The organism is Pseudomonas sp. NFACC45 (assembly GCF_900113505.1).
GTDB lineage: Bacteria > Pseudomonadota > Gammaproteobacteria > Pseudomonadales > Pseudomonadaceae > Aquipseudomonas > Aquipseudomonas tehranensis.
In genome coordinates this window covers 82,060-100,910 of sequence record NZ_FOPO01000007.1, presented here as the reverse complement: position 1 = coordinate 100,910, position 18,851 = coordinate 82,060, and the positions used below count along the sequence as shown (strand labels likewise).

19 protein-coding genes are annotated in these 18,851 nt (G+C 60.2%); 11 read left to right on the top strand and 8 right to left on the bottom strand.

The window, feature by feature from the left end; all coding sequences use genetic code 11:
- Positions 1–3: 3 nt before the first annotated feature.
- The 4 genes from cyoA to hmpA form a co-directional block, all read right to left on the bottom strand.
- A complete protein-coding gene (cyoA, locus tag BM132_RS14620) occupies positions 4–951 on the bottom strand; it encodes a ubiquinol oxidase subunit II (RefSeq protein ID WP_092393907.1) in 948 nt (315 codons plus the stop codon).
- A 793-nt stretch (positions 952–1,744) separates the two neighbouring features.
- A complete protein-coding gene (locus BM132_RS14610; RefSeq protein WP_092456200.1) occupies positions 1,745–2,254 on the bottom strand; it encodes a disulfide bond formation protein B in 510 nt (169 codons plus the stop codon).
- Positions 2,255–2,426: 172 nt separating this feature from the next.
- Positions 2,427–2,624 carry a hypothetical protein gene (locus tag BM132_RS14605; protein WP_092456197.1) on the bottom strand — a complete coding sequence of 66 codons (198 nt, stop codon included), beginning with the start codon at positions 2,622–2,624 and terminating at the stop codon, positions 2,427–2,429.
- Positions 2,625–2,699: 75 nt separating this feature from the next.
- A complete protein-coding gene (gene hmpA / locus BM132_RS14600; protein WP_092456193.1) occupies positions 2,700–3,881 on the bottom strand; it encodes an NO-inducible flavohemoprotein in 1,182 nt (393 codons plus the stop codon).
- Positions 3,882–4,032: 151 nt separating this feature from the next.
- On the opposite strand from hmpA, the gene norR reads away from it, so the two are divergent.
- The 5 genes from norR to BM132_RS14575 all read left to right on the top strand — a co-directional run bounded on the left by norR (position 4,033) and on the right by BM132_RS14575 (position 9,240).
- Complete coding sequence (norR, locus tag BM132_RS14595) at positions 4,033–5,589, top strand: nitric oxide reductase transcriptional regulator NorR (protein WP_092456190.1); 1,557 nt, start codon at positions 4,033–4,035, stop codon at positions 5,587–5,589.
- Between the two features lie 268 nt (positions 5,590–5,857).
- The gene (locus BM132_RS14590) at positions 5,858–6,760 is read left to right on the top strand and encodes a chemotaxis protein CheV (RefSeq protein WP_047228604.1); all 903 of its coding nucleotides are present in this window, start codon (positions 5,858–5,860) and stop codon (positions 6,758–6,760) included.
- A gap of 98 nt (positions 6,761–6,858) precedes the next feature.
- On the top strand, positions 6,859–7,185 hold the full coding sequence (locus BM132_RS14585; protein ID WP_092456187.1) for a hypothetical protein: 327 nt from the start codon (positions 6,859–6,861) through the stop codon (positions 7,183–7,185).
- A gap of 77 nt (positions 7,186–7,262) precedes the next feature.
- Positions 7,263–8,012 (top strand): YkgJ family cysteine cluster protein, encoded by a 750-nt coding sequence (locus BM132_RS14580; RefSeq protein WP_092456184.1) that lies wholly within the window; start codon positions 7,263–7,265, stop codon positions 8,010–8,012.
- Between the two features lie 256 nt (positions 8,013–8,268).
- A complete protein-coding gene (locus tag BM132_RS14575; protein ID WP_092393930.1) occupies positions 8,269–9,240 on the top strand; it encodes a 2-hydroxyacid dehydrogenase in 972 nt (323 codons plus the stop codon).
- A gap of 180 nt (positions 9,241–9,420) precedes the next feature.
- Here the strand turns inward: BM132_RS14575 and BM132_RS14570 are convergent, their stop codons facing one another.
- Entirely contained in the window at positions 9,421–10,323 is a 903-nt protein-coding gene (locus BM132_RS14570; RefSeq protein WP_092456180.1) for a DMT family transporter, read from the bottom strand.
- Positions 10,324–10,462: 139 nt separating this feature from the next.
- Here BM132_RS14570 and BM132_RS14565 point away from each other — a divergent pair, with 139 nt between their 5' ends.
- The 4 genes from BM132_RS14565 to fecA all read left to right on the top strand — a co-directional run bounded on the left by BM132_RS14565 (position 10,463) and on the right by fecA (position 15,362).
- Complete coding sequence (locus BM132_RS14565) at positions 10,463–11,338, top strand: helix-turn-helix domain-containing protein (RefSeq protein ID WP_092456177.1); 876 nt, start codon at positions 10,463–10,465, stop codon at positions 11,336–11,338.
- Positions 11,339–11,467: 129 nt separating this feature from the next.
- The gene (locus tag BM132_RS14560) at positions 11,468–11,956 is read left to right on the top strand and encodes a sigma-70 family RNA polymerase sigma factor (RefSeq protein WP_047228610.1); all 489 of its coding nucleotides are present in this window, start codon (positions 11,468–11,470) and stop codon (positions 11,954–11,956) included.
- Positions 11,957–11,964: 8 nt separating this feature from the next.
- Positions 11,965–12,912 carry a FecR domain-containing protein gene (locus BM132_RS14555; RefSeq protein WP_256244264.1) on the top strand — a complete coding sequence of 316 codons (948 nt, stop codon included), beginning with the start codon at positions 11,965–11,967 and terminating at the stop codon, positions 12,910–12,912.
- Between the two features lie 110 nt (positions 12,913–13,022).
- Entirely contained in the window at positions 13,023–15,362 is a 2,340-nt protein-coding gene (gene fecA / locus BM132_RS14550; protein ID WP_092393941.1) for a TonB-dependent Fe(3+) dicitrate receptor FecA, read from the top strand.
- Positions 15,363–15,447: 85 nt separating this feature from the next.
- Here fecA and BM132_RS14545 read toward each other — a convergent pair whose 3' ends face one another.
- Entirely contained in the window at positions 15,448–15,858 is a 411-nt protein-coding gene (locus tag BM132_RS14545) for an HPF/RaiA family ribosome-associated protein (RefSeq protein ID WP_092393945.1), read from the bottom strand.
- Positions 15,859–16,357: 499 nt separating this feature from the next.
- Here BM132_RS14545 and BM132_RS14540 point away from each other — a divergent pair, with 499 nt between their 5' ends.
- Complete coding sequence (locus BM132_RS14540) at positions 16,358–16,675, top strand: DUF3509 domain-containing protein (RefSeq protein ID WP_092393948.1); 318 nt, start codon at positions 16,358–16,360, stop codon at positions 16,673–16,675.
- Here BM132_RS14540 and BM132_RS14535 read toward each other — a convergent pair.
- Positions 16,672–17,172 carry a phosphate-starvation-inducible protein PsiE gene (locus BM132_RS14535; RefSeq protein ID WP_092393951.1) on the bottom strand — a complete coding sequence of 167 codons (501 nt, stop codon included), beginning with the start codon at positions 17,170–17,172 and terminating at the stop codon, positions 16,672–16,674. The two genes, BM132_RS14540 and BM132_RS14535, sit on opposite strands and share 4 nt — an antisense overlap.
- A gap of 304 nt (positions 17,173–17,476) precedes the next feature.
- On the opposite strand from BM132_RS14535, the gene BM132_RS14530 reads away from it, so the two are divergent.
- The gene (locus BM132_RS14530) at positions 17,477–17,737 is read left to right on the top strand and encodes a YebG family protein (protein WP_012722374.1); all 261 of its coding nucleotides are present in this window, start codon (positions 17,477–17,479) and stop codon (positions 17,735–17,737) included.
- A 78-nt stretch (positions 17,738–17,815) separates the two neighbouring features.
- Here BM132_RS14530 and BM132_RS14525 read toward each other — a convergent pair whose 3' ends face one another.
- Positions 17,816–18,835 (bottom strand): Glu/Leu/Phe/Val dehydrogenase family protein, encoded by a 1,020-nt coding sequence (locus BM132_RS14525; RefSeq protein WP_092456174.1) that lies wholly within the window; start codon positions 18,833–18,835, stop codon positions 17,816–17,818.
- Positions 18,836–18,851 lie beyond the last annotated feature (16 nt).

Here is an 18,851-nt window from a genome sequence, read left to right as displayed (position 1 = left end):
CGTTTACTCCTCTGCCCCGGCAGCTGAATGCGAACTCATGTCCATCCCTTCCATGTTGTGGGCCACTTCCTTTTCGTTCTTCTCGTGGTGCATCGGCTTGCCCGGATTCATCCCTTCATATTTGTCGATGATGGTCTGGAACAGGTTCGGCGTGACCGAGGAGTAGAGCTCGACTGGGTTGTTCTGGCTCGGTTTGGAAAGGGCTTCGTATTCAGCTTTTTCAAGCTGTTTAGGTGCCTTCTTCACATCGTTGACCCAGGCGTCGAAATCTTCCTGGGTCGTGGCGATTGCTTTGAACTTCATGCCGGTGAAACCCGCGCCACTGTAGTTGGCGGAGATACCGTCGAGTTCGGCGTTCTGGTTGGCGATCAGGTGCAGCTTGGTTTGCATGCCCGCCATCGCGTAGATCTGGCCGCCCAGGCCCGGGATGAAGAACGAGTTCATCACGGTGTCGGAGGTGACTTTGAAATTGATCGGCGTGTGGGCCGGGAACACGATCTTGTTGACCGTGGCGATGCCTTGTTCCGGATAGATGAACAGCCACTTCCAGTCCATCGAGACCACTTCAATGGTGATCGGCTTGACGTCGGAATCCAGCGGACGATACGGGTCAAGGGCATGGGTGGACTTGTAGGTGATGTAACCCAGGGCAATGATGATCAGTACCGGAATAGTCCACACCGCTACTTCGATTTTGGTCGAGTGCGACCACTTGGGCGTGTACGTGGCACTGGTGTTGGACGCGCGGTATTTCCAGGCGAACAGGAAGGTCATGACGATAACCGGCACGACGACCAGCAACATCAACAGCGTAGCGGTGATGATCAGATTACGTTCATCCAGGCCGACCTGACCCTTGGGATCGAGCAAGGTCATGTTGCAGCCTCCCAGCAACAACGTGCCGAGCAAAGGCAACAAGCCTAGTAATCGGGGGTACCTGTTTTTACTCATCTCACGACCTCTAAAGCAGCTTGCGCAATGCAGTTGGGTTTTGATCGCCAACACTTCACCCTGCCAAGGGTTGGCATTTTTCTTGGATTGAATAAGGGCTGACCGTCGCAGCGTCAGACGCTGTTCGACACATCCCGGGCCAGCAGTGAGTTCTTATTCGAATTCGTAGGTCAAAGGCCTTGTTACAGCCCAATTCCATTTGGTGCGGGTAGTTGGAAGGCACCGACACCTGGGGTCGCATGGGGCGCTGGCGCCCTTCGACCACCTCACGGGCTCAAGCCTGAGCCGGGTCGGAAATTCGGTGCGGGCGATTGTAGTGAGCTGAGGCGCCGGAGACCATGTCTTATCCTGAAATAATTTTCATCAAACTGAGCAACAATCTTTCGCAGAATTCGAAACAAGCCAGCATCTTATCGAAATTCATTCTCAACAAGAACCCCAGAAAACGTAGGTCTACTACGCCCGATTTAGACAGCTTGCGCTGATTAAAGAGGGTTTTTATGACCGTATAACCCCCGTCATTCGGGGGTTGGGCGGCAGGGCGCCCGATTGTTAGAAATGCCTGCTCCGCGGGGAGGCAGCCAGCCGGATGGAGCCTGCAATGGCTGATTTTTCATTGCAGAACGAGGGGCTTGTTCGCGCAGCGAGTGGCCGGATGACAGCAAATGTGTGACAACGTGTCGCACACCGTGGCGGCTCATTGTTGTCTCGGATCAAGGCTGGAATGTCGTAAGACTGAACGCAAAACGCCCCGGCTTCCTACAGAAAACCGGGGCGTTTGATTTGAAGCGCTCTAGGGCAATTGTTTGCGATTGCGCGACACCAGCAACGGCACCAGGATCGCCGTGAGGACGAACGCCACCAGTGCCCATTGCGCCAGGGACAAGCCCAGGATCGGCGGATACGGGGTGGAGCAAAAGCCGTCGACCTGAAAGCCCAACGGGAAGATCTTCGCCAGCGGCAAGTCATCGACAATCGGTTGCAGCACGTCGACGCCACAGCTGACTGCCGGGAAGAACTGGGTGTACACGTGATGCCCCGCTACCGCGGCACCGGCCAGGGCGCTGAGCACCACCAGGCCTTCGAAAATCGTCAGGCTGCGACGGGTGCGCATGGCCGCGCCAATGAAGGCGAAAATGGCGATCAGCAACAATGCATAGCGCTGCAGGATACACAGCGGGCACGGCGCCTCGCCGAGCGCCACCTGCATATACAGCGCACCACCGATCAGCGCCAGACAGATCAGCCCCAACAGCACCAGATAGCGCCGTTCACGGCCTAAGCGCAGCATTTGCTCATTCATTGCGTTTCCCTTTGTATGCATTGGATCGATGCGCAGCCTGAAGAGTCTCGGCGCGCTATCGGATGGCCAAAGTCTACACGCTGACCATGACAGAGAACGAGCGGCTGCCGCCCACATTGAAGGGAATAAACAGGAGGGAGGTTAAGTACGGATTAATTTTTGATTGGCAGAGTCAGTCGGGGCGGGGATTGAGCATGCCGCCGTCCTCGTTCGCACAGGGGCCAGCGATGGTCACCAGTCCTGTGCAATCCCTGTGGGAGCGGGCTTGCTCGCGAAAGCGGTGGGTCAGTTTCATTGATGTTGAATGCACTGCCGTCTTCGCGAGCAAGCCCGCTCCCACCGTTTTCTTCGCGGCGGTCACGAAAATCATGTCACTGCAAATCCCCTTGTGGGAGCGAGCCTGCTCGCGATGCAGGCGCCCCGCTCTCCCAGGCTCGCCCCGACTTTATTCCAGCGCCGCCGCCGGGCCGAAGAACTCGTAACGGCTCTGCCCGTCCGGCACGCCCAGTGCCTTGAGGTGGCGCTTGACGGCGGCCATGAAACCTTTGGGTCCCAGGAAGTAGGCATCCAGGTCACGCTGCTGCGGCAACCATTGCGCCAGTTGCTCCTGGCTCAACAACCCGACCTTGTCAGCCGCCGGGCTCAAGCCGTCATCCTCGTCGTAGCAATAGAAGCGCTTGAGTTGTGGATGCCGCTGGGCCAGGTCATCGATCCAGTCACGGAAGGCGTGCGCGCCGCCGTTGCGTGCGCAGTGGATAAAATGCACCGGCCGCTCGGTTTTCAGTGCCGCCTGCAACATCGCCAGAGTCGGAGTGATGCCCACGCCGCCGCTGATCAGCACCAGCGGTTTGTCGCTCTGGGTCAGAAAGAAGTCCCCTGACGGTGGAAACAACTGGATGCTGCTGCCGATCGGGAAATCATGGTGCAGGTAGTTGGACACGCGCCCGCCCGGCTCGCGCTTGACGCTGATGCGATACTGACCGTTGTCCGCCAGGGCCGACAGCGAATAATTGCGGCGCACCTCCTCGCCATCCAACACCAGTTTCATGCCGATGTACTGGCCTGGTTCGGCCACCAGGATCGCGCCCTTGTCCGCCGGCTCGAAGTAGAACGAAGTGATTTCCGAGCTCTCCTGCACCCTGGCTGCCAGGATGAACTCACGCTCGCCCCGCCAGCCGCCCGGCGCTGCGGCTTTCTGCTCGTACATGCCGGTTTCGGCACCAATCAGGATATCGGCCAACTGGTTATAGGCAGCGCCCCATGCGGCAATCACTTGCGGCGTGGCGATCTCTTCACCCAGCACCTCGGCGATCGCCCGCAACAGGCAGGCCCCCACAATGGGGTAATGTTCGGGCAGGATTTGCAGGGCGACGTGCTTGTTGACGATTTTGGCCACCAGGTCGCCCAACTGATCGAGCTGGTCAATGTGCCGCGCGTACATCAATACGCCATTGGCCAGGGCGCGGGGCTGATCACCGCTGGCCTGATGAGCCTGGTTGAACAACGGGCGCACTTGCGGGTATTCAGACAGCATCATGCGATAGAAGTGAGTAATGAGCGCTTCACCACCGCTTTCAAGCAAGGGCACGGTGGAGCGGATGATGGCTCGATCTTCTCGGCTGAGCATAAGGTGACTCCTGGCGTATTACGAAAAACTGATACCCATGCCTATCAGGTTTCATGCCATAAAATTTATTCTTGTTTTTCAATGCTTTAATAATCATGTAGTCATAAAGACATGGCGCGCCTTATAGTCTTTAAGACAACATGGAGTCATTATGACTGCAACCTCCCTGCTGACCGCCCTGCTCCCACTGGTGGCCGACCTCTCGCGTGAGTTGCCTGAAGGCGAGCGCTATCGTCGCCTGCTTGGCGCGCTGCGAGCCCTGCTGCCCTGCGACGCCGCCGCGCTGTTACGCCTGGACGCAGACTGCCTGGTGCCGCTGGCGGTGGATGGCTTGAGTACCGATACCCTGGGCAGACGCTTCCGGATCAGCGAATACCCCCGTTTCCAGGCACTGCTGGCCAACCCGCACCCCACTCGCTTCGCCGCCGACAGTGACCTGCCCGACCCGTACGACGGGTTGGTCGAAGGTCTGGATGAGCACTTGGAGGTCCACGACTGCATGGGCTGCCCCCTGTTCGTCGACGAGCAGCCGTGGGGCCTTCTGACCCTCGACGCGCTGAACCCGGAACGCTTCGAGCCCATCGACCTGAACGCCTTGCAGGCCTTTGCCAGTCTGGCCGCTGCCACGGTCAGCGCGGCCGAGCGCATCGATCGGCTGGCCTTGAAAGCCGAAGACGAACACCGCCGCGCCGAGGTCTACCGCCAGGCCAGCGGCCAGCAACCGCGCGACATGGTCGGCCAGAGCAAGGCCCACAAGCGATTAGTGGAAGAAATCAACCTGGTGGGGGGCAGTGACCTGACGGTGCTGATCACTGGCGAAACCGGAGTTGGCAAAGAGCTGGTCGCCCAAGCCATACACGCGGCCTCCAAGCGCGCCGAGCAGCCGCTGATCAGCCTCAACTGCGCGGCGCTGCCGGATACCCTGGTGGAAAGCGAGCTCTTCGGCCATGTACGCGGCGCCTTCACGGGTGCCACGAACGACCGTCGCGGCAAATTCGAACTGGCCGATGGCGGCACGTTATTCCTCGATGAAGTGGGCGAGTTGTCCTTGACCGTGCAGGCCAAACTGCTGCGAGTGTTGCAGAGCGGCCAGTTGCAACGCCTGGGCTCGGACAAGGAACATCGGGTCGATGTACGCCTGATCGCGGCCACCAATCGCGATCTGGCCGAAGAAGTGCGCAACGGGCGATATCGCGCCGACTTCTATCATCGCCTGAGCGTGTACCCGTTGCTGGTGCCGGCACTACGGGATCGCGGGCGCGATGTACTGCTGCTCAGCGGTTTTTTCCTGGAGCAGAACCGTTCCCGCATGGGCCTGGGCAGCCTGCGCCTGACCAGTGACGCCCAGGCCGCATTGCTGGCGTATGACTGGCCGGGGAATGTGCGTGAACTGGAGCACCTGATCGGCCGAAGCGCCTTGAAAGCCTTGGGCCGGTGCCCGGTTCGGCCAAAGATCCTCAGCCTCAGCGCCGGGGATCTGGACTTGCCCCGCAGCCCGGAAGAAAACCCGGCACCTTCATCCGCCAGCCCTGCCCCGACCCTGGAGGGCGTCACGGGTGACTTGCGCGAAGCCATGGATGATTTTCAGCGCCAGATGATCATCGCCAGCCTGCAACGGCATGAGCACAACTGGGCCAGCGCCGCCCGGGAATTGGGCCTGGACCGGGCGAACCTGGGGCGGATGGCCAAGCGGCTGGGGCTCAAGTGATCAACCCCGTGGCGAGGGAGCTTGCTCCCGCTCGGACGCGCAGCGGTCGCTAAATTCCCCATCGCGCCGGCGGCTGGGGAGCGCTTCGCACTCCAGCGGGAGCAAGCGCCCTCGCCACTTAACTCTCTGCGACAGGGTTCTTGTTACAACGATCCCAGCTGTCGACAGCTTTCGCCCTAAAGCCAGCCCCTAACAGGTCGATAACCCAATATCAAAAGCTGTTTTGGCGTTCTTCACGCTCGCCCCACCTTTTCCACAGAAGGTTTTTATGTCTTCCAATAAAGCCCGCGCAGATTCACTTTCGCTTCTGCTGTTTACCTTGCGCAGCGGCAAGCTGATGGCAATCAACCTGCTCAAAGTCAGCGAAATCATTCCCTGCCCGCCGTTGACCAAACTGCCGGAGTCGCACCCGCACGTCAAAGGCATCGCCACCCTGCGCGGGGCCTCGCTGTCGGTGATCGACCTGAGCCGCGCCATCGGCGAACGGCCCCTGGAAGATCCGGATGGCGGCTGCCTGATCGTCACCGATGTGAGTCGATCCAAACAGGGTTTGCATGTGCAGGCAGTGAGCAAGATCGTGCATTGCCTGACCACCGACATCAAACCACCGCCGTTCGGCTCAGGCGGCGTACGCGCCTTCATCACGGGCGTGACTTCGGTGGATGGCACGCTGGTGCAGGTGCTGGACATCGAAAAAGTCATCCACGGTATCGCCCCGGCGCAAATTGAAACGGCGCCCACCGAACTGAGCATGGAAGACGCCGAAGTCCTGGGCAACGCGCGGATCCTGGTGGTCGATGACAGTCAGGTGGCGTTGCAACAATCGGTACACACCTTGCGCAACCTCGGTCTGCAATGCCACACCGCTCGCAGCGCCAAGGAAGCCATCGAATGCCTGCTGGACCTGCAAGGCACTGCGCAACAGATCAACCTGATCGTTTCCGACATCGAAATGTCCGAGATGGACGGCTATGCCCTTACCCGGACCCTGCGGGAAACGCCGGACTTCGCCCACCTCTATGTGTTGCTGCACACCTCGCTGGACAGCGCCATGAACAGCGAAAAGGCTCGGCTATCCGGCGCCAATGGAGTGTTGACCAAGTTCTCCTCACCGGAGCTGACCAAGTGCCTGATCACGGCCGCCAAGGCGGTTGCCGAGCAAGGCCACTGAGTCCTACCGGATGATCATTCCCACGCGTATAGGGGAATGATCATCCCGGCACCTCAGGCATACTCCTGTCCTGGCTTCCCAGAACAAGGATCTTGCTGATGAAAATCCACGCACTCATGTTTTTGGGCTTCACGGCCCTCGCCGCCCAGGCCCACGCCTCCAGCCCAGAAGCCTGGGCCATCCATGACAAAACCGTGCTTGCCCGTTGCATCAAGGCCAGCGGCTTGAAGAATGCCGAGCCTGTGGGCACTGCCGCGCAGTTCGATGACCGGGTGGGTTATACCGCGCTGTTGCTGCAAGGCCAGTATCCGCAGAAACACATGAACGGCGCGACGGGCACCGAGCTGTGCCTTTACCACAAGAAATCCAAGACCGCCTACGTGACCGAATGGGACGCCATCCGCCCCGCCGACCATAGCCGGTGATGGCGCACAACTTGCTTCGCAACGGTTAATCGCGGCGTTTTTCTGTCGCCGCTTTCCAGCTTTTGACCGGGCGCTCAATGAACACAACGTTTTCCTGCGTAGGCTGCGGCAAATGCTGCACCGATCACCATGTCCCCCTGACCCTCGACGAGGCCCGGATGTGGGCTGACGACGGCGGCCAGGTGATTGTCCTGGTGGAAGCCTTCCTGCCCAACGGCCTCGGCCTGCCGCCGGCGCAACGCGAGCACGCTGAGCGCCGTTCGGCGCGGGTCCACAGCGGCACCACCGAGGCCTTGGTGGCAATCACCTTCGCTGCCTATAACGCCGGTCGCTGCCGCAATCTTGACGAAGAAAACCTGTGCCGCATCTACGAGCGCCGCCCCTTGGTGTGCCGTATCTATCCGATGGAAATCAACCCGCACATCCCGCTCAACATTGCCGTAAAGGAATGCCCGCCAGAGTCGTGGGAGACCGGACCGCAACTGATACTCGGCGGTGAACTGGTCGACAGGGAACTGGCGCAGTTGATCGAACGCTCACGTCAGGCCGATCGCGAGGAAATCCGCATCAAGGAGCGCATCTGCGCTTCGCTGGGCATCCTCACCACCGCGCTGAAGGGCGATGGGTTCACCGCGTACCTGCCGGACATGAGCGCATTCGCCGCCGTCATCGATCAGGTCCGTTTGCAGCCGCTGGAGCAAGCGGCCAGCGAATGGCAATTCCATTTGTCCGGTGATGACGTGGCCTGCCAGGTCCTGGCCAGCGGAGCGCGGGTCGCCACTGAGGCACCGGTCAACTACGCGTTTATTTCGCTGCGGGTGGCGTAAGCCCGTCGGACAAGTGTAGCGCCCCCTTGTGGGAGCGAGCCTGCTCGCGATAGCGGTCTGTCAGTCTCCTCCAGGTTAATGACTGGACGCCATCGCGAGCAGGCTCGCTCCCACAGGGCTTTGCAGCGAATACAAAATCAAAGCCCGCCACAGATCAATGGTGGGTCTAGCCCCCCCAATCGACGCCCCCCTCTCGCCTAACCCTCATCGAGAATGTTAGCGTGCTTGGTATTCCTTGCCTGATGAGCCTTCTGCGATGAAAAAAACCGTACTTGCCTTCAGCCGTGTCACACCCAAGATGGTCGAACGACTGCAACAGGATTTCGACGTGATCGTGCCAAATCCGTCGAACGGCGACATCAATGCCCAGTTCAATGAAGCCTTGCCCCACGTGCATGGCCTGATCGGTGTCGGGCGCAAGCTCGGCCGCGAACAACTGCAGAACGCTGCGAATCTGCAAGTGGTGTCCAGCGTGTCGGTGGGTTACGACAACTATGACCTGGCCTACTTCAATGAGCGTGGAATCATGCTCACCAACACCCCTGACGTGCTCACCGAAAGCACCGCCGACCTGGCCTTCGCCCTGCTGATGAGCAGCGCCCGGCGCGTCGCTGAACTGGACGCCTGGACCAAGGCCGGCCAATGGCAGGCGACGGTCGGCCCGCAGCTGTTCGGCACTGACGTGCACGGCAAGACCCTGGGCATCGTCGGCATGGGCAACATCGGCGCCGCCATTGCCCGGCGTGGCCGGCTGGGGTTCAACATGCCGATTATCTACAGCGGCAACAGCCGCAAGACCGAACTGGAAGATCAGTTGGGCGCACAGTTTCGCGAGCTGGATCAGCTGCTCGCCGAAGCAGACTTTGTTTGCCTCGTGGTGCCATTGAGCGAAAAGACCCGCCACCTGATTGGCCAGCGTGAACTGGCCCTGATGAAACCGAGTGCCATCCTGGTCAATATTTCCCGCGGCCCGGTGGTGGATGAGCCGGCGCTGATCGAAGCCTTGCAGAACAATCGCATCCGCGGCGCCGGGCTGGACGTTTACGAGAAAGAACCATTGGCCGAGTCGCCGCTGTTCCAGCTGAAAAACGCCGTCACCCTGCCCCATATCGGCTCGGCCACTCACGAAACCCGTGAAGCCATGGCCAATCTAGCCGTGGAAAACTTGCGCAGCGCTTTGCTGGGTGAGCGACCGAAGAACCTGGTCAACCCGCAAGTCTGGAAATAAATTCTCCGCAAAAGCCCCCAGGGGAACACACCGTGGCGAGGGAGCTTGCTCCCGCTGGGCTGCGCAGCAGCCCCTTACGGTTTATCTGATGCACTGCGGTAGCAGGTACATCTTGGGGTTGCTTCGCAACCCAGCGGGAGCAAGCTCCCTCGCCACGGGTTTATCTCTAGACGTTACATCTCAGCGTGCACCCCAGGCGACATTCGCAGCCACAGGCTTCGGCTTGCGGAACACCAGCACGTTCCCCAGCATCACCAGTACCAGCCCGACCAGTGCTGGCGCGGTCCATTGATAGCCCTCGACCAACGCCGAGACGTTCAACGCCACCACCGGAAACAGCACCGTGCAATACGCCGCCCGCTCCGGGCCCATGCGCCCCACCAGCGTCAGGTAGGCGGTGAAGCCGATCACCGAACCTGGGATCACCAGGTACAACAGCGAGCCGACATAACGCGCGTTCCATTCCATATCGAACGGGATGCCTTTGAAGAGACACCACGCCGCCAGCATCGCCGCACCATAAGCCATGCCCCAGGCGTTGGTAGTCAACGGTTTGAGACCGGCCTTCTGCTGCAAACTCGAGAGCATGTTGCCCGCCGAGAAACACAAGGTGCCCAGCAGCGCCAACGCCAACCCGAACAACGTTTGCGGGCTCGCGCTATGACCCGCCAACTCCGGCCAGAACAGCAGCGCCAGCCCCAGCAACCCCAAGGCGCCGCCCAGCAGCACGTTACGCGCAATCCGCTGACCGAAAAACACGCGGGCATTGAGGGCATTCCAGAGCGTGGCCGTAGAGAACACCACCGCGACCAACCCGCTGGGAATCCATTGGCTGGCAGTGAGGAAACACATGAAGTTGATGCAGAACAGGCACAGGCCCTGGGCGACGCAAATCAGATGGCCACGCCGGTTCATCACTTGCAGGCGCCGGCTGAGCAAGAGCATCACAAACAGGATCAGCGCCGCCAGGCCGAAGCGATAGACAATCGACACGGGGATGGCGACAACGCCCAACTGCAATTTCAGCGCGATCCAGGTAGTGCCCCAGATGAGCACGGTAAGCAGATACAACGAGAGGTTCATGACGGCAACTCCTGACAATGACCGCCAGTGTTGCGCCACCAACCACCGGGCGCTTGCGTAAACTTGCGGTTTTGTCGGCTTGCAGGCTGGCATGGGCCGATCGAGGGAGTAGGATGCAAGGCGTTGGAGAGAAGCGATCATGCCCACACTGCAAACCCTGCAAGTCTTTCAAGCCCTCAACAGCTCGCCCAATGCTCGCCTCGAGCACAGCGCCGAGCTTGGAGATGGCATGGCGGCTGCTTTGTGGAGCAACCATCACGACGCCCAAGACTACGAGGCGCCGACGCACCACACGCTGTCGTGCTACATCGCCGGTGGTACCGGCACGTTTCGCCGCGAACGACCCGACACCACCGGGGCACCCGGCAAACTCTGCGTCCTGCCGGCCGGGCATCAATCGGCCTGGGTCATCAATGGCGACATTCGCCTCGCCCACCTGTACTTCAGCCCTGAGCAATTCGCCCTCGGTTGCGTCACGCTACTGGATCGCGAGCCGCGGCAAGTGCAACTGCGCGAAGCCACCTTTCTCGACGATCCGCAACAGGCACAGCGCTTTCGTCAGTTGATCGCCCTGAACTGGGATGAGCCCGGTGAACGCCTTCTGACCACCAGCCTGGCCCATGACTTGCTCAACCATCTGCTATTGAGCCAGGTCGGCCAACGCCAGGGGCTTCGCCTCAAGGGCGGGCTGGCCGCTCACCAGCGGCGAATGCTGGTGGACTACATCGACAGCCATCTGGCCGACGCCATCAGCCTCGGACAACTGGCGGCGCTGTGTGCGCTGTCCGAATACCACTTTGCCCGGATGTTCCGCGAAAGCTTCGGCCTACCGCCCCATCAATACGTACTGGCACGCCGTCTGGCCCACGCGCGACACTGCCTGCGCAGCACGTCAAAACCACTGGGCGAGGTGGCGTTGACCTGCGGGTTCGCCAGCGCCAGCCACTTTACGAATCGTTTCCGGCAGGCCCTCGGCGCGACACCCGGCGAGTATCGGCAGGCGTTTTTGCGCTAGGCGTCACTGTGCCCCAGTCAAATGAAACAAGCAGGTACTGATCCCGATTGCCGTAGCCACCGTCGCGCCTCTACAATGCGAACAATTCTTGTTCTCTAGCGCAGCTCATCGCTGTCGGGATGCTCCTCGTTGCCGCCTGCACACACCGTCGAAGTGCTCTACAACGCCCATCACAGTTGGCTTAACGGCTGGTTGCGAAGAAAACTCGGCTGCCCCGACAGTGCCGCCGACCTGGCCCAGGACACGTTCATGCGCGTACTGACTGCGCGCGACCCGCAGCCTGTCCTGGAACCCCGGGCGTTTCTTACGACCATTGCCAAGCGCGTACTGTTCAACCATTACCGACGCCAGGATCTTGAGCGCGCTTACCTCGATACCCTCGCCCAACTGCCGGAGCAGGTGGTGCCGTCGGAGGAAGAACGGGCAATCATCCTGCAAAGCCTGATGGAACTGGACCAACTGCTCGATGGTTTGCCGCGAGCGGTCAAGCAGGCGTTTCTGCTGGCCCAGGTCGATGGTCTGACCTACAACGAAATCGCCCGTGAACTGGGAATTTCACTGGCGACGGTCAAGCGGCATCTGAACAAGGCAGCGATGCGCTGCTACTTCGCCTTATGACCCCAGCGATGAACGGCGCACCTGATGTCAGTGCGAAAGTGGCCGAACAGGCCGTGTACTGGCTTTTGGAAATGCAGCAAGGCCCACTCGATCCTCGCCAGCAGAAAGCCTGGGAGCAATGGCTCAATGCTCACAACGAACATCGCCGCGCCTGGGAGCATATCCAGCGGGTCAATCAGCGGCTGCGCAGCGTGCCCTCTCCATTGGCCCATGCAGCCCTCAATGCACCGAAGTCCGCGGCGCGGCGTCGAGCGCTCAAAATGTTGTGGGTGCTTGGGGCCGGTTCAGCGTTGACCTGGGGCCTGCGTGAACGCCAACTGTTACCCCCATTGATGGCCGATTTTCGCAGCCCGGTAGGCGAACGGCGTCGTCTGACGCTGGATGACGGCAGCCAGTTGCAGCTCAACAGCGGCAGTGCGGTAGACGTTCGCTTCGACGCTCAACGCCGCTTGATCCACCTGCTGGAGGGGGAACTGTTATTGACCGCTGCCCGCGACCCAAGGCCTCTGCAAGTGCTGACCGCCCATGGCCTGCTGGAAAGCCGCAACGCCCGGTTCAACGTACGCGAGTATCCAGACCACACCCAGGTGGCGGTGTTTGAAGGCCAGGTGGACATTCGTAGCCGAAACGGCCCGGCGTTGTTGCTGGCGACGTCACGGCAACTGAGCCTTGGCATCAACGGCGCCGGGCCCGCCACGGCCCTGGATGCCAACAGCGGCGCTTGGACAGAGGGCATGCTGGTCGCGGCGCACATGCGCCTGGTGGATTTTCTCGAAGAACTCGGCCGCTACCGACGTGGCCAATTGCACTGCGACGAGGCGGTCGCCAACCTGCTGATCTCTGGAACCTATCCGCTGGACGACAGCGAGCGAATCCTCGATCTGCTGGAAGTCAGCCTGCCGGTACAAGTGCGTCGTTTCACCCGCTATTGGGTCTCGGTCGAAGCTCGCGCTTGAACCATGGCCGCCCCACCTGAAAAAAAGTGATACGCCAGTGAGCCGTTTTCCACGCCTGGGGTGACAGAGAAGGAAAGCACTTCGATACAACCTTCTCGGGATTCTCCTCCATGCCGCAACAATCCACCCGTCTCACCCCGCTCGCCCGTACCGTGCGTCAATTGCTCCTGGGGGCCAGCTTGAGTTTCGTCGCACTGCCTTGCGTACAGGCAGCAGATGCCAAGCCCTATCACATCGCGCCGTCGTCACTGGAAAATGCCCTCAATCAATTCGGACGCGAGGCCGGGGTGTTGATTTCCTTCAGCCCACAGACGACCGCAGGCCTGCAAAGCCGCGGCCTGGAAGGCAGCTACAGCCCAGAGCAAGGGCTGAGCGCGCTGCTCGAAGGCACAGGCCTGCAAGCCCGCCCCGAGGGTGACAACGCCTTTAGCCTGCAACCGGCCGCCAGCACCACACTGGACATCGGCACCACCACCGTGGTCGGTGACTGGCTCGGCGATGCCGCGCAAACCAACGTCTTCGAACACCCTGGCGCCCGCGACGTGATCCGTCGTGAAACGTTCGAACGCCAGGGCGCGACCCAGGCCCGGGATGTGCTCAATCGCATTCCCGGCGTCAACGCACCGGAAAACAACGGCACCGGCAGCCATGACATGGCGCTGAACTTCGGTATCCGCGGGCTCAATCCACGCCTGGCCTCACGCTCCACGGTGCTGATGGACGGCATCCCGGTGCCTTTCGCACCTTACGGCCAACCGCAGCTATCGTTCGCGCCGGTCAGTATGGGCAACATGGACGCGGTGGATGTCGTGCGCGGGGGCGGCGCCGTGCGCTACGGTCCGCAAAACGTCGGCGGCGTGGTCAACTTCGTGACCCGGGCGATTCCCAACGCGCCGACGGTAAAGGGCGGCTTCCAGACCGAGACCAGCCCGTCTTCCAGCCACGACGGCTTCAAGACCTCCGCCAACCTGCTGGCCGGCGGCACCGCCGACAACGGCCTTGGTGGTGCCCTGTTGTACTCCGGCACCCGCGGCGGCGACTGGCGCGAACACAGCGATACACAAATCGACGACTTGATCCTCAAGGGCAACTACCAACTGGACGAGGCCAACAGCTTTAATGCCATGGCCCAATACTACGAAGGCGAGGCCGACATGCCTGGCGGCCTGAATGTGGCCGACTACGACGCCAACCCGTATCAGTCCACCCGTCCGAACGACCGCTTCTGGGGCCGTCGCACCCTGGTCAATTTCGGCTACCGCTACCAACAGGATCGACGCGAATTCACCGCCAGCACGTTTTTCACCAAGACTTTGCGCAGCGGCTACCTGGACCAGGGCTCCTTCCTGTCCCTGTCGCCTCGCGAATATTGGGTACGCGGCCTGGAAACCCGTTTTGCCCAAGGTTTCGACCTCGGGCCGACCAGCCACGAGGTCGGCGTCGGCTATCGCTACATCAACGAGGCCGGCCATGAACTGCGTTATCGCACACCGATCGCCAGCAACGAATTGCCGACAACCTCCAGCCGAAACGACCGCGATACACGGGGTGGAACCGAAGCCAATGCAATTTTCATCGATGATCGGATCGATATTGGCAAATGGACGATCACGCCCGGTATTCGTTACGAAATGATCGAATCGCAGCAGACAAACAATTTGACCAACGTGAAATACCAGGGCGACTACAACACCGCCCTGCCAGCATTGAATGTGCTGTACCACCTGAGCGATGAATGGAATCTGTATGCCAATACCGAAGGTTCATTCGGCAGTGTGCAGTACAGCCAGATGCCCAACCGAGTGAGCAGCGGTGAAGTGAAACCGGAGAAGGCCCGCACCTGGGAACTTGGAACCCGCTATGACAATGGCAACCTGCGGGCGGAGATCGGTGCGTTCCTGATCAACTTCGACAACCAGTACGAAAGCAACCAAACCAACGATTCGGTGATTGCCCGGGGCGAAACCCGCCACCAGGGCATCGAAACCAGCATCAACTACGCCCTCGACGGCCTGAGTCCGGCGCTGGCCGGTTTTGACGTATATGCCACGTATGCCTTCGTCGATGCCACCATTCGGGAAGACGGACCGAACAAAGGCAACCGCGTGCCATTCTCTTCCAAGCACAAAGGCACACTGGGCGTGGGTTACACGGACGGGCCGTGGAAATTGAACCTGGACAGCACCTATCAGAGCGCGCAGTTTGCCGACAACGCCAATACCCGCGCCGAAAGCGCCGACGGCAGTACCGGCAATATCCCTGGTTATATGCTGTTCAGCAGCCGCGCCGCCTATGACTTCGGTCCGCAACTGTCGGACCTGAACGTGGCGGTGGGTGTAAAGAACATCTTCAATACCCAATATTTCACCCGCTCGTTCGACGATAACAACCGGGGCAAATACGTAGGGGAACCGCGCACGCTGTATGTGCAGACGTCCATGGCGTTCTGATCAGGGGCTGTGATGGATCGCTGAAACAAGACGGGCCTGCGATCGCAGGCCCGTCTGTTCGGTGGGTAATTTTAAATGATCGGGCTCAGCCGTTGAGGGCAGCCCGTTCGTTCTCCAGGAATTCTTCTTCCAGCATCGCATCGGCCAAGGCCACCGACTCGGTCGGTTTCTCAACGGTGGCGCGTTTAACGCGAAGTTTGCCGAACAGATGCTCCAGGGCATGTTCAAGCTTGGTGGCCGCCCCTTCGATGGCCAATTCCAGCGTATCGGCCTTGTGTGTCACCGAGATCGGTTGCAGGCCCTTTGGCCGTGCCTCCAGCTGACAACGCAAGTCATGGGGACCGGGCTTGTCACCGTTCTCGTCCCGCAAATGGACCTCGACCCGTGTCAGGTCTTCTTCATAACGTTCGAGCGTGCTTTCGATGGTAGTACGTACCCACTCCTCCAGTCGGATGCTGCTTTGAATATGGTTATCGCTGTTGACTTGGATTTGCATAGTTCATCCCTTATTTCGGCTAGCTCGCCAGGGGCCAATCGACGGTAGCGCGACGACCCCTTGAATACAGAGTCGGGCTGGCGACAGAACAATTCAACCCCTTCGAAAAGATAAATATTCATATGCAAATAAAGCCGGACAACGGACAAAAGCGCTGTTAATGTCGGGAGTTGCCTCGCCTTGCTTACCCCGCGAAAAATCCGCGTTCAACCTGCACCGTCAGCGACCATTCGCCCATTCCTGCACAGAAACGGGCAGCCCCCCGGGCCGCAGGCCAGGGCCTTCAGCGCCTAGGCGCCGTGATCATTGTCCGACAGTTTTTCCGGCATGCCCCTTGCTACCTCTGGGTAGGAGCTGCTGCAGGCTGCGATCGTTCGATCCAACACCTGCATGGCCCTGGATGAAGCACGATCATGGAATGGCCGGTGGTCCGGTATCGCGAACTAATCCCGATCACGGCCGGTCAACAACTGCACGTTCAATCAGGCGGTGACGCATCATGGACAACCCTTTTCAGCTCATTACCGACGCTTTTGCGCCGCACTATCAAATCAATCTGAGCATCCAGGGCCTGGACGGCAGCATCATGCTGACCCTCTCCAAGGCCGGACGCATCGTCGCCAAACGTATGATCAGCGCCCAGCAACGCAATGACCCGGAACGCCTGCGGCGCCTGGTCCAGAGCATTCAGTTCGGCATCGCCATCGAGCAGGGCCATAGCGCCGTGGCGATCCTCGAAGCCATGACCGGCGGTGACAACATCAAGCTGCCACCACCGCAGACGCAGGGTGCGACATCCGCCCCTGCGGGCCTCTAGATCTCGCCCTTCTCCACTTCGGCATGCTCGCTGGAACCCGCGCCAACCTTGCGGTGCGGGTGCTCGATTTTCACCGAAGGAAACTGCGACGAGGCGAAACGCACCACCAGGATCGCGAACGCCAGCAGCAAGATGCCACCGCACAGGTAGATGATGCCCAGGTCAGGCGGACTGTGGTGGGAAACGTTGGAAATCAACAAGCGCGTCAACGCCGTGATCGCCACGTAGATCAGAAACCGCACCGGCATGTGGTTGGTCTTGAAGTAGATCCCGACCATCGCCCCCAATTCCAGATAGATGAACAACAGCAGAATGTCATCGATCTTGATGTGCCCCTGCTCGAGCATCTGCAAAAACTCCATCACCGCCGCCCACGCGGTCACCGCGCCAATGGCAAACAGTGCCAGGTAGTGGAACGTCTCGACGAACAGATTGCCCAGGGATTCGGCCAACTGATGTACGTTCTGGCGCAGGTTCTCGGCCCAGTTGATTTTCACGATGTAGTTTCCTTAGGTCGACTCGACCGGATGATGCGGGTTGGACGTGACGGTTATTCTGCATGCAGAAAAAAGGCCAGCGGCTGAGGGTGAGATGGCAATGGGCCGCAATCGGACACTTTTGTGCGACTGGCCCTGTTGCGAGCAGGCTCGCTTCCACACCAGCGCTGCCTCGCGACAAATGAGGAAACCGGTCTACATTAAAAAGCCACTATCCAAAGGCAAGGGATTCGCTTATCCTTTTGGCTGTATATAAATACAGTAGTCACAAAGATAACCAATGTGAAGGCATGTGAGGTGGTGAATGGCCGTCGAAGTGGTATACCGCAGCAGCCGAGATCTGGAGCGCTTGTTCATGGATAAAGCCGAAGCTGACCGTCATGACAAAATGCTGGAACTCGCCGAATTGCTGGCCGAAGTGTTGCAAAAAGCCGTTCCCTCGCTGAGCGAGCAACAGGTGGAAGAAGCCGGTATCTACATGGCGAAGAATCGCGATGTGTTCGCCAAGGCGTTCAAGAGTCAGCCGGATGCCTTGTCCGAACTGCTCAATGCCCCTGCTGAATAGGCCTTGAAAAGATCGCAGCCTTCGGCAGCGCCTACAGGGAATACACCTGTAGGCGTTGCCGAAGGCTGCAATCTTTTTTTATCGGTACAACAAACGCTCTGCCAATTCATCGGCCACCCTGGCCGGTGAGCGTTTTTCTGCCTGGGCGTGGGCAAAGACTTCCGTAAGCCGGGCGCCGATTTTCGACAGGTGCGCGGTGATGGTTGGCAACTCCTCACCTCGATGCTTCAAGGCGACATAGATCAGGCCACCGGAGTTGATCACATAATCCGGCGCATAGAGGATCCCGCGCCGTTCCAATTGATCGGCCACCTGCAGGTTGCTCAACTGGTTATGGGCCGACCCGGCAACCGCCGAGCAGCGCAGTTGCGCCACGCTCTGGCTATTGAGCACCCCGCCCAGGCCGCAGGGAGCGAGGATGTCGCACGGGGTACTGAGCAGGGCGTCGTTGGCGATCGGATGCGCGCCCAGTTGCTCCATCGCCAGTTGAACCTTGCCGGGGTCAATGTCGCTGACCAACAGTTCGGCCCCTGCGGCGTGCAGCTGTTCGGCCAGGGCGAAACCGACATTACCCAGGCCCTGGATCGCCACCCGCAGGCTTTCCAGGTTATCGCTGCCCAGGCGGGCCATGGCCGTGGCACGGATGCCGGCGAATACCCCCATCGCCGCGTGGGGCGCAGGGTCTCCCGACGCTGTGGTGCTGGTCACATGACGGGTCTGTTGGGCGATGCAGTCCATGTCCGCCACCGAGGTGCCGCTGTCGATGGCGGTGATATAGCGCCCATCCAGCTGCTCGATGCAGCGCCCAAATGCCTCAAACAGCGCAGCGCGGCTTTCGACATGGGCCGGGCGCATGATCACTGCCGCGCCGCCGCCCACCGGCAAGCCGGCCAATGCGGCCTTGTAGCTCATGCCCTGGGCCAGGCGCACGGCGTCGACCACGGCACTTTCATCGTCGGGGTAGGACAGATAACGACATCCACCCAGAGCAGGCCCGGGACGGCTGCAATGAATGGCAATCACCGCCTTCAACCCGGTGGCCGGGTCTACGCTCAGGTGCAGCGATTCAAGGCGGGAGCTTTGCATGAGAGCAAACATCGACAGGCTCCCGAAT

Excerpts from the sequence above, each read along its gene's own strand:
- BM132_RS14610 (WP_092456200.1), bottom strand. The coding sequence starts at position 2,254 with ATGAATGAGCAAATGCTGCGCTTAGGCCGTGAACGGCGCTATCTGGTG.
- hmpA (WP_092456193.1), bottom strand. The coding sequence starts at position 3,881 with ATGCTCAGCCGAGAAGATCGAGCCATCATCCGCTCCACCGTGCCCTTG.
- BM132_RS14585 (WP_092456187.1), top strand. The coding sequence starts at position 6,859 with ATGAAAATCCACGCACTCATGTTTTTGGGCTTCACGGCCCTCGCCGCC.
- fecA (WP_092393941.1), top strand. The coding sequence starts at position 13,023 with ATGCCGCAACAATCCACCCGTCTCACCCCGCTCGCCCGTACCGTGCGT.
- BM132_RS14590 (WP_047228604.1), top strand. The coding sequence starts at position 5,858 with ATGTCTTCCAATAAAGCCCGCGCAGATTCACTTTCGCTTCTGCTGTTT.
- BM132_RS14575 (WP_092393930.1), top strand. The coding sequence starts at position 8,269 with ATGAAAAAAACCGTACTTGCCTTCAGCCGTGTCACACCCAAGATGGTC.
- BM132_RS14570 (WP_092456180.1), bottom strand. The coding sequence starts at position 10,323 with ATGAACCTCTCGTTGTATCTGCTTACCGTGCTCATCTGGGGCACTACC.
- BM132_RS14530 (WP_012722374.1), top strand. The coding sequence starts at position 17,477 with ATGGCCGTCGAAGTGGTATACCGCAGCAGCCGAGATCTGGAGCGCTTG.
- BM132_RS14565 (WP_092456177.1), top strand. The coding sequence starts at position 10,463 with ATGCCCACACTGCAAACCCTGCAAGTCTTTCAAGCCCTCAACAGCTCG.
- cyoA (WP_092393907.1), bottom strand. The coding sequence starts at position 951 with ATGAGTAAAAACAGGTACCCCCGATTACTAGGCTTGTTGCCTTTGCTC.
- BM132_RS14545 (WP_092393945.1), bottom strand. The coding sequence starts at position 15,858 with ATGCAAATCCAAGTCAACAGCGATAACCATATTCAAAGCAGCATCCGA.
- norR (WP_092456190.1), top strand. The coding sequence starts at position 4,033 with ATGACTGCAACCTCCCTGCTGACCGCCCTGCTCCCACTGGTGGCCGAC.
- BM132_RS14540 (WP_092393948.1), top strand. The coding sequence starts at position 16,358 with ATGGACAACCCTTTTCAGCTCATTACCGACGCTTTTGCGCCGCACTAT.
- BM132_RS14525 (WP_092456174.1), bottom strand. The coding sequence starts at position 18,835 with ATGTTTGCTCTCATGCAAAGCTCCCGCCTTGAATCGCTGCACCTGAGC.
- BM132_RS14580 (WP_092456184.1), top strand. The coding sequence starts at position 7,263 with ATGAACACAACGTTTTCCTGCGTAGGCTGCGGCAAATGCTGCACCGAT.
- BM132_RS14605 (WP_092456197.1), bottom strand. The coding sequence starts at position 2,624 with ATGATTTTCGTGACCGCCGCGAAGAAAACGGTGGGAGCGGGCTTGCTC.
- BM132_RS14555 (WP_256244264.1), top strand. The coding sequence starts at position 11,965 with ATGAACGGCGCACCTGATGTCAGTGCGAAAGTGGCCGAACAGGCCGTG.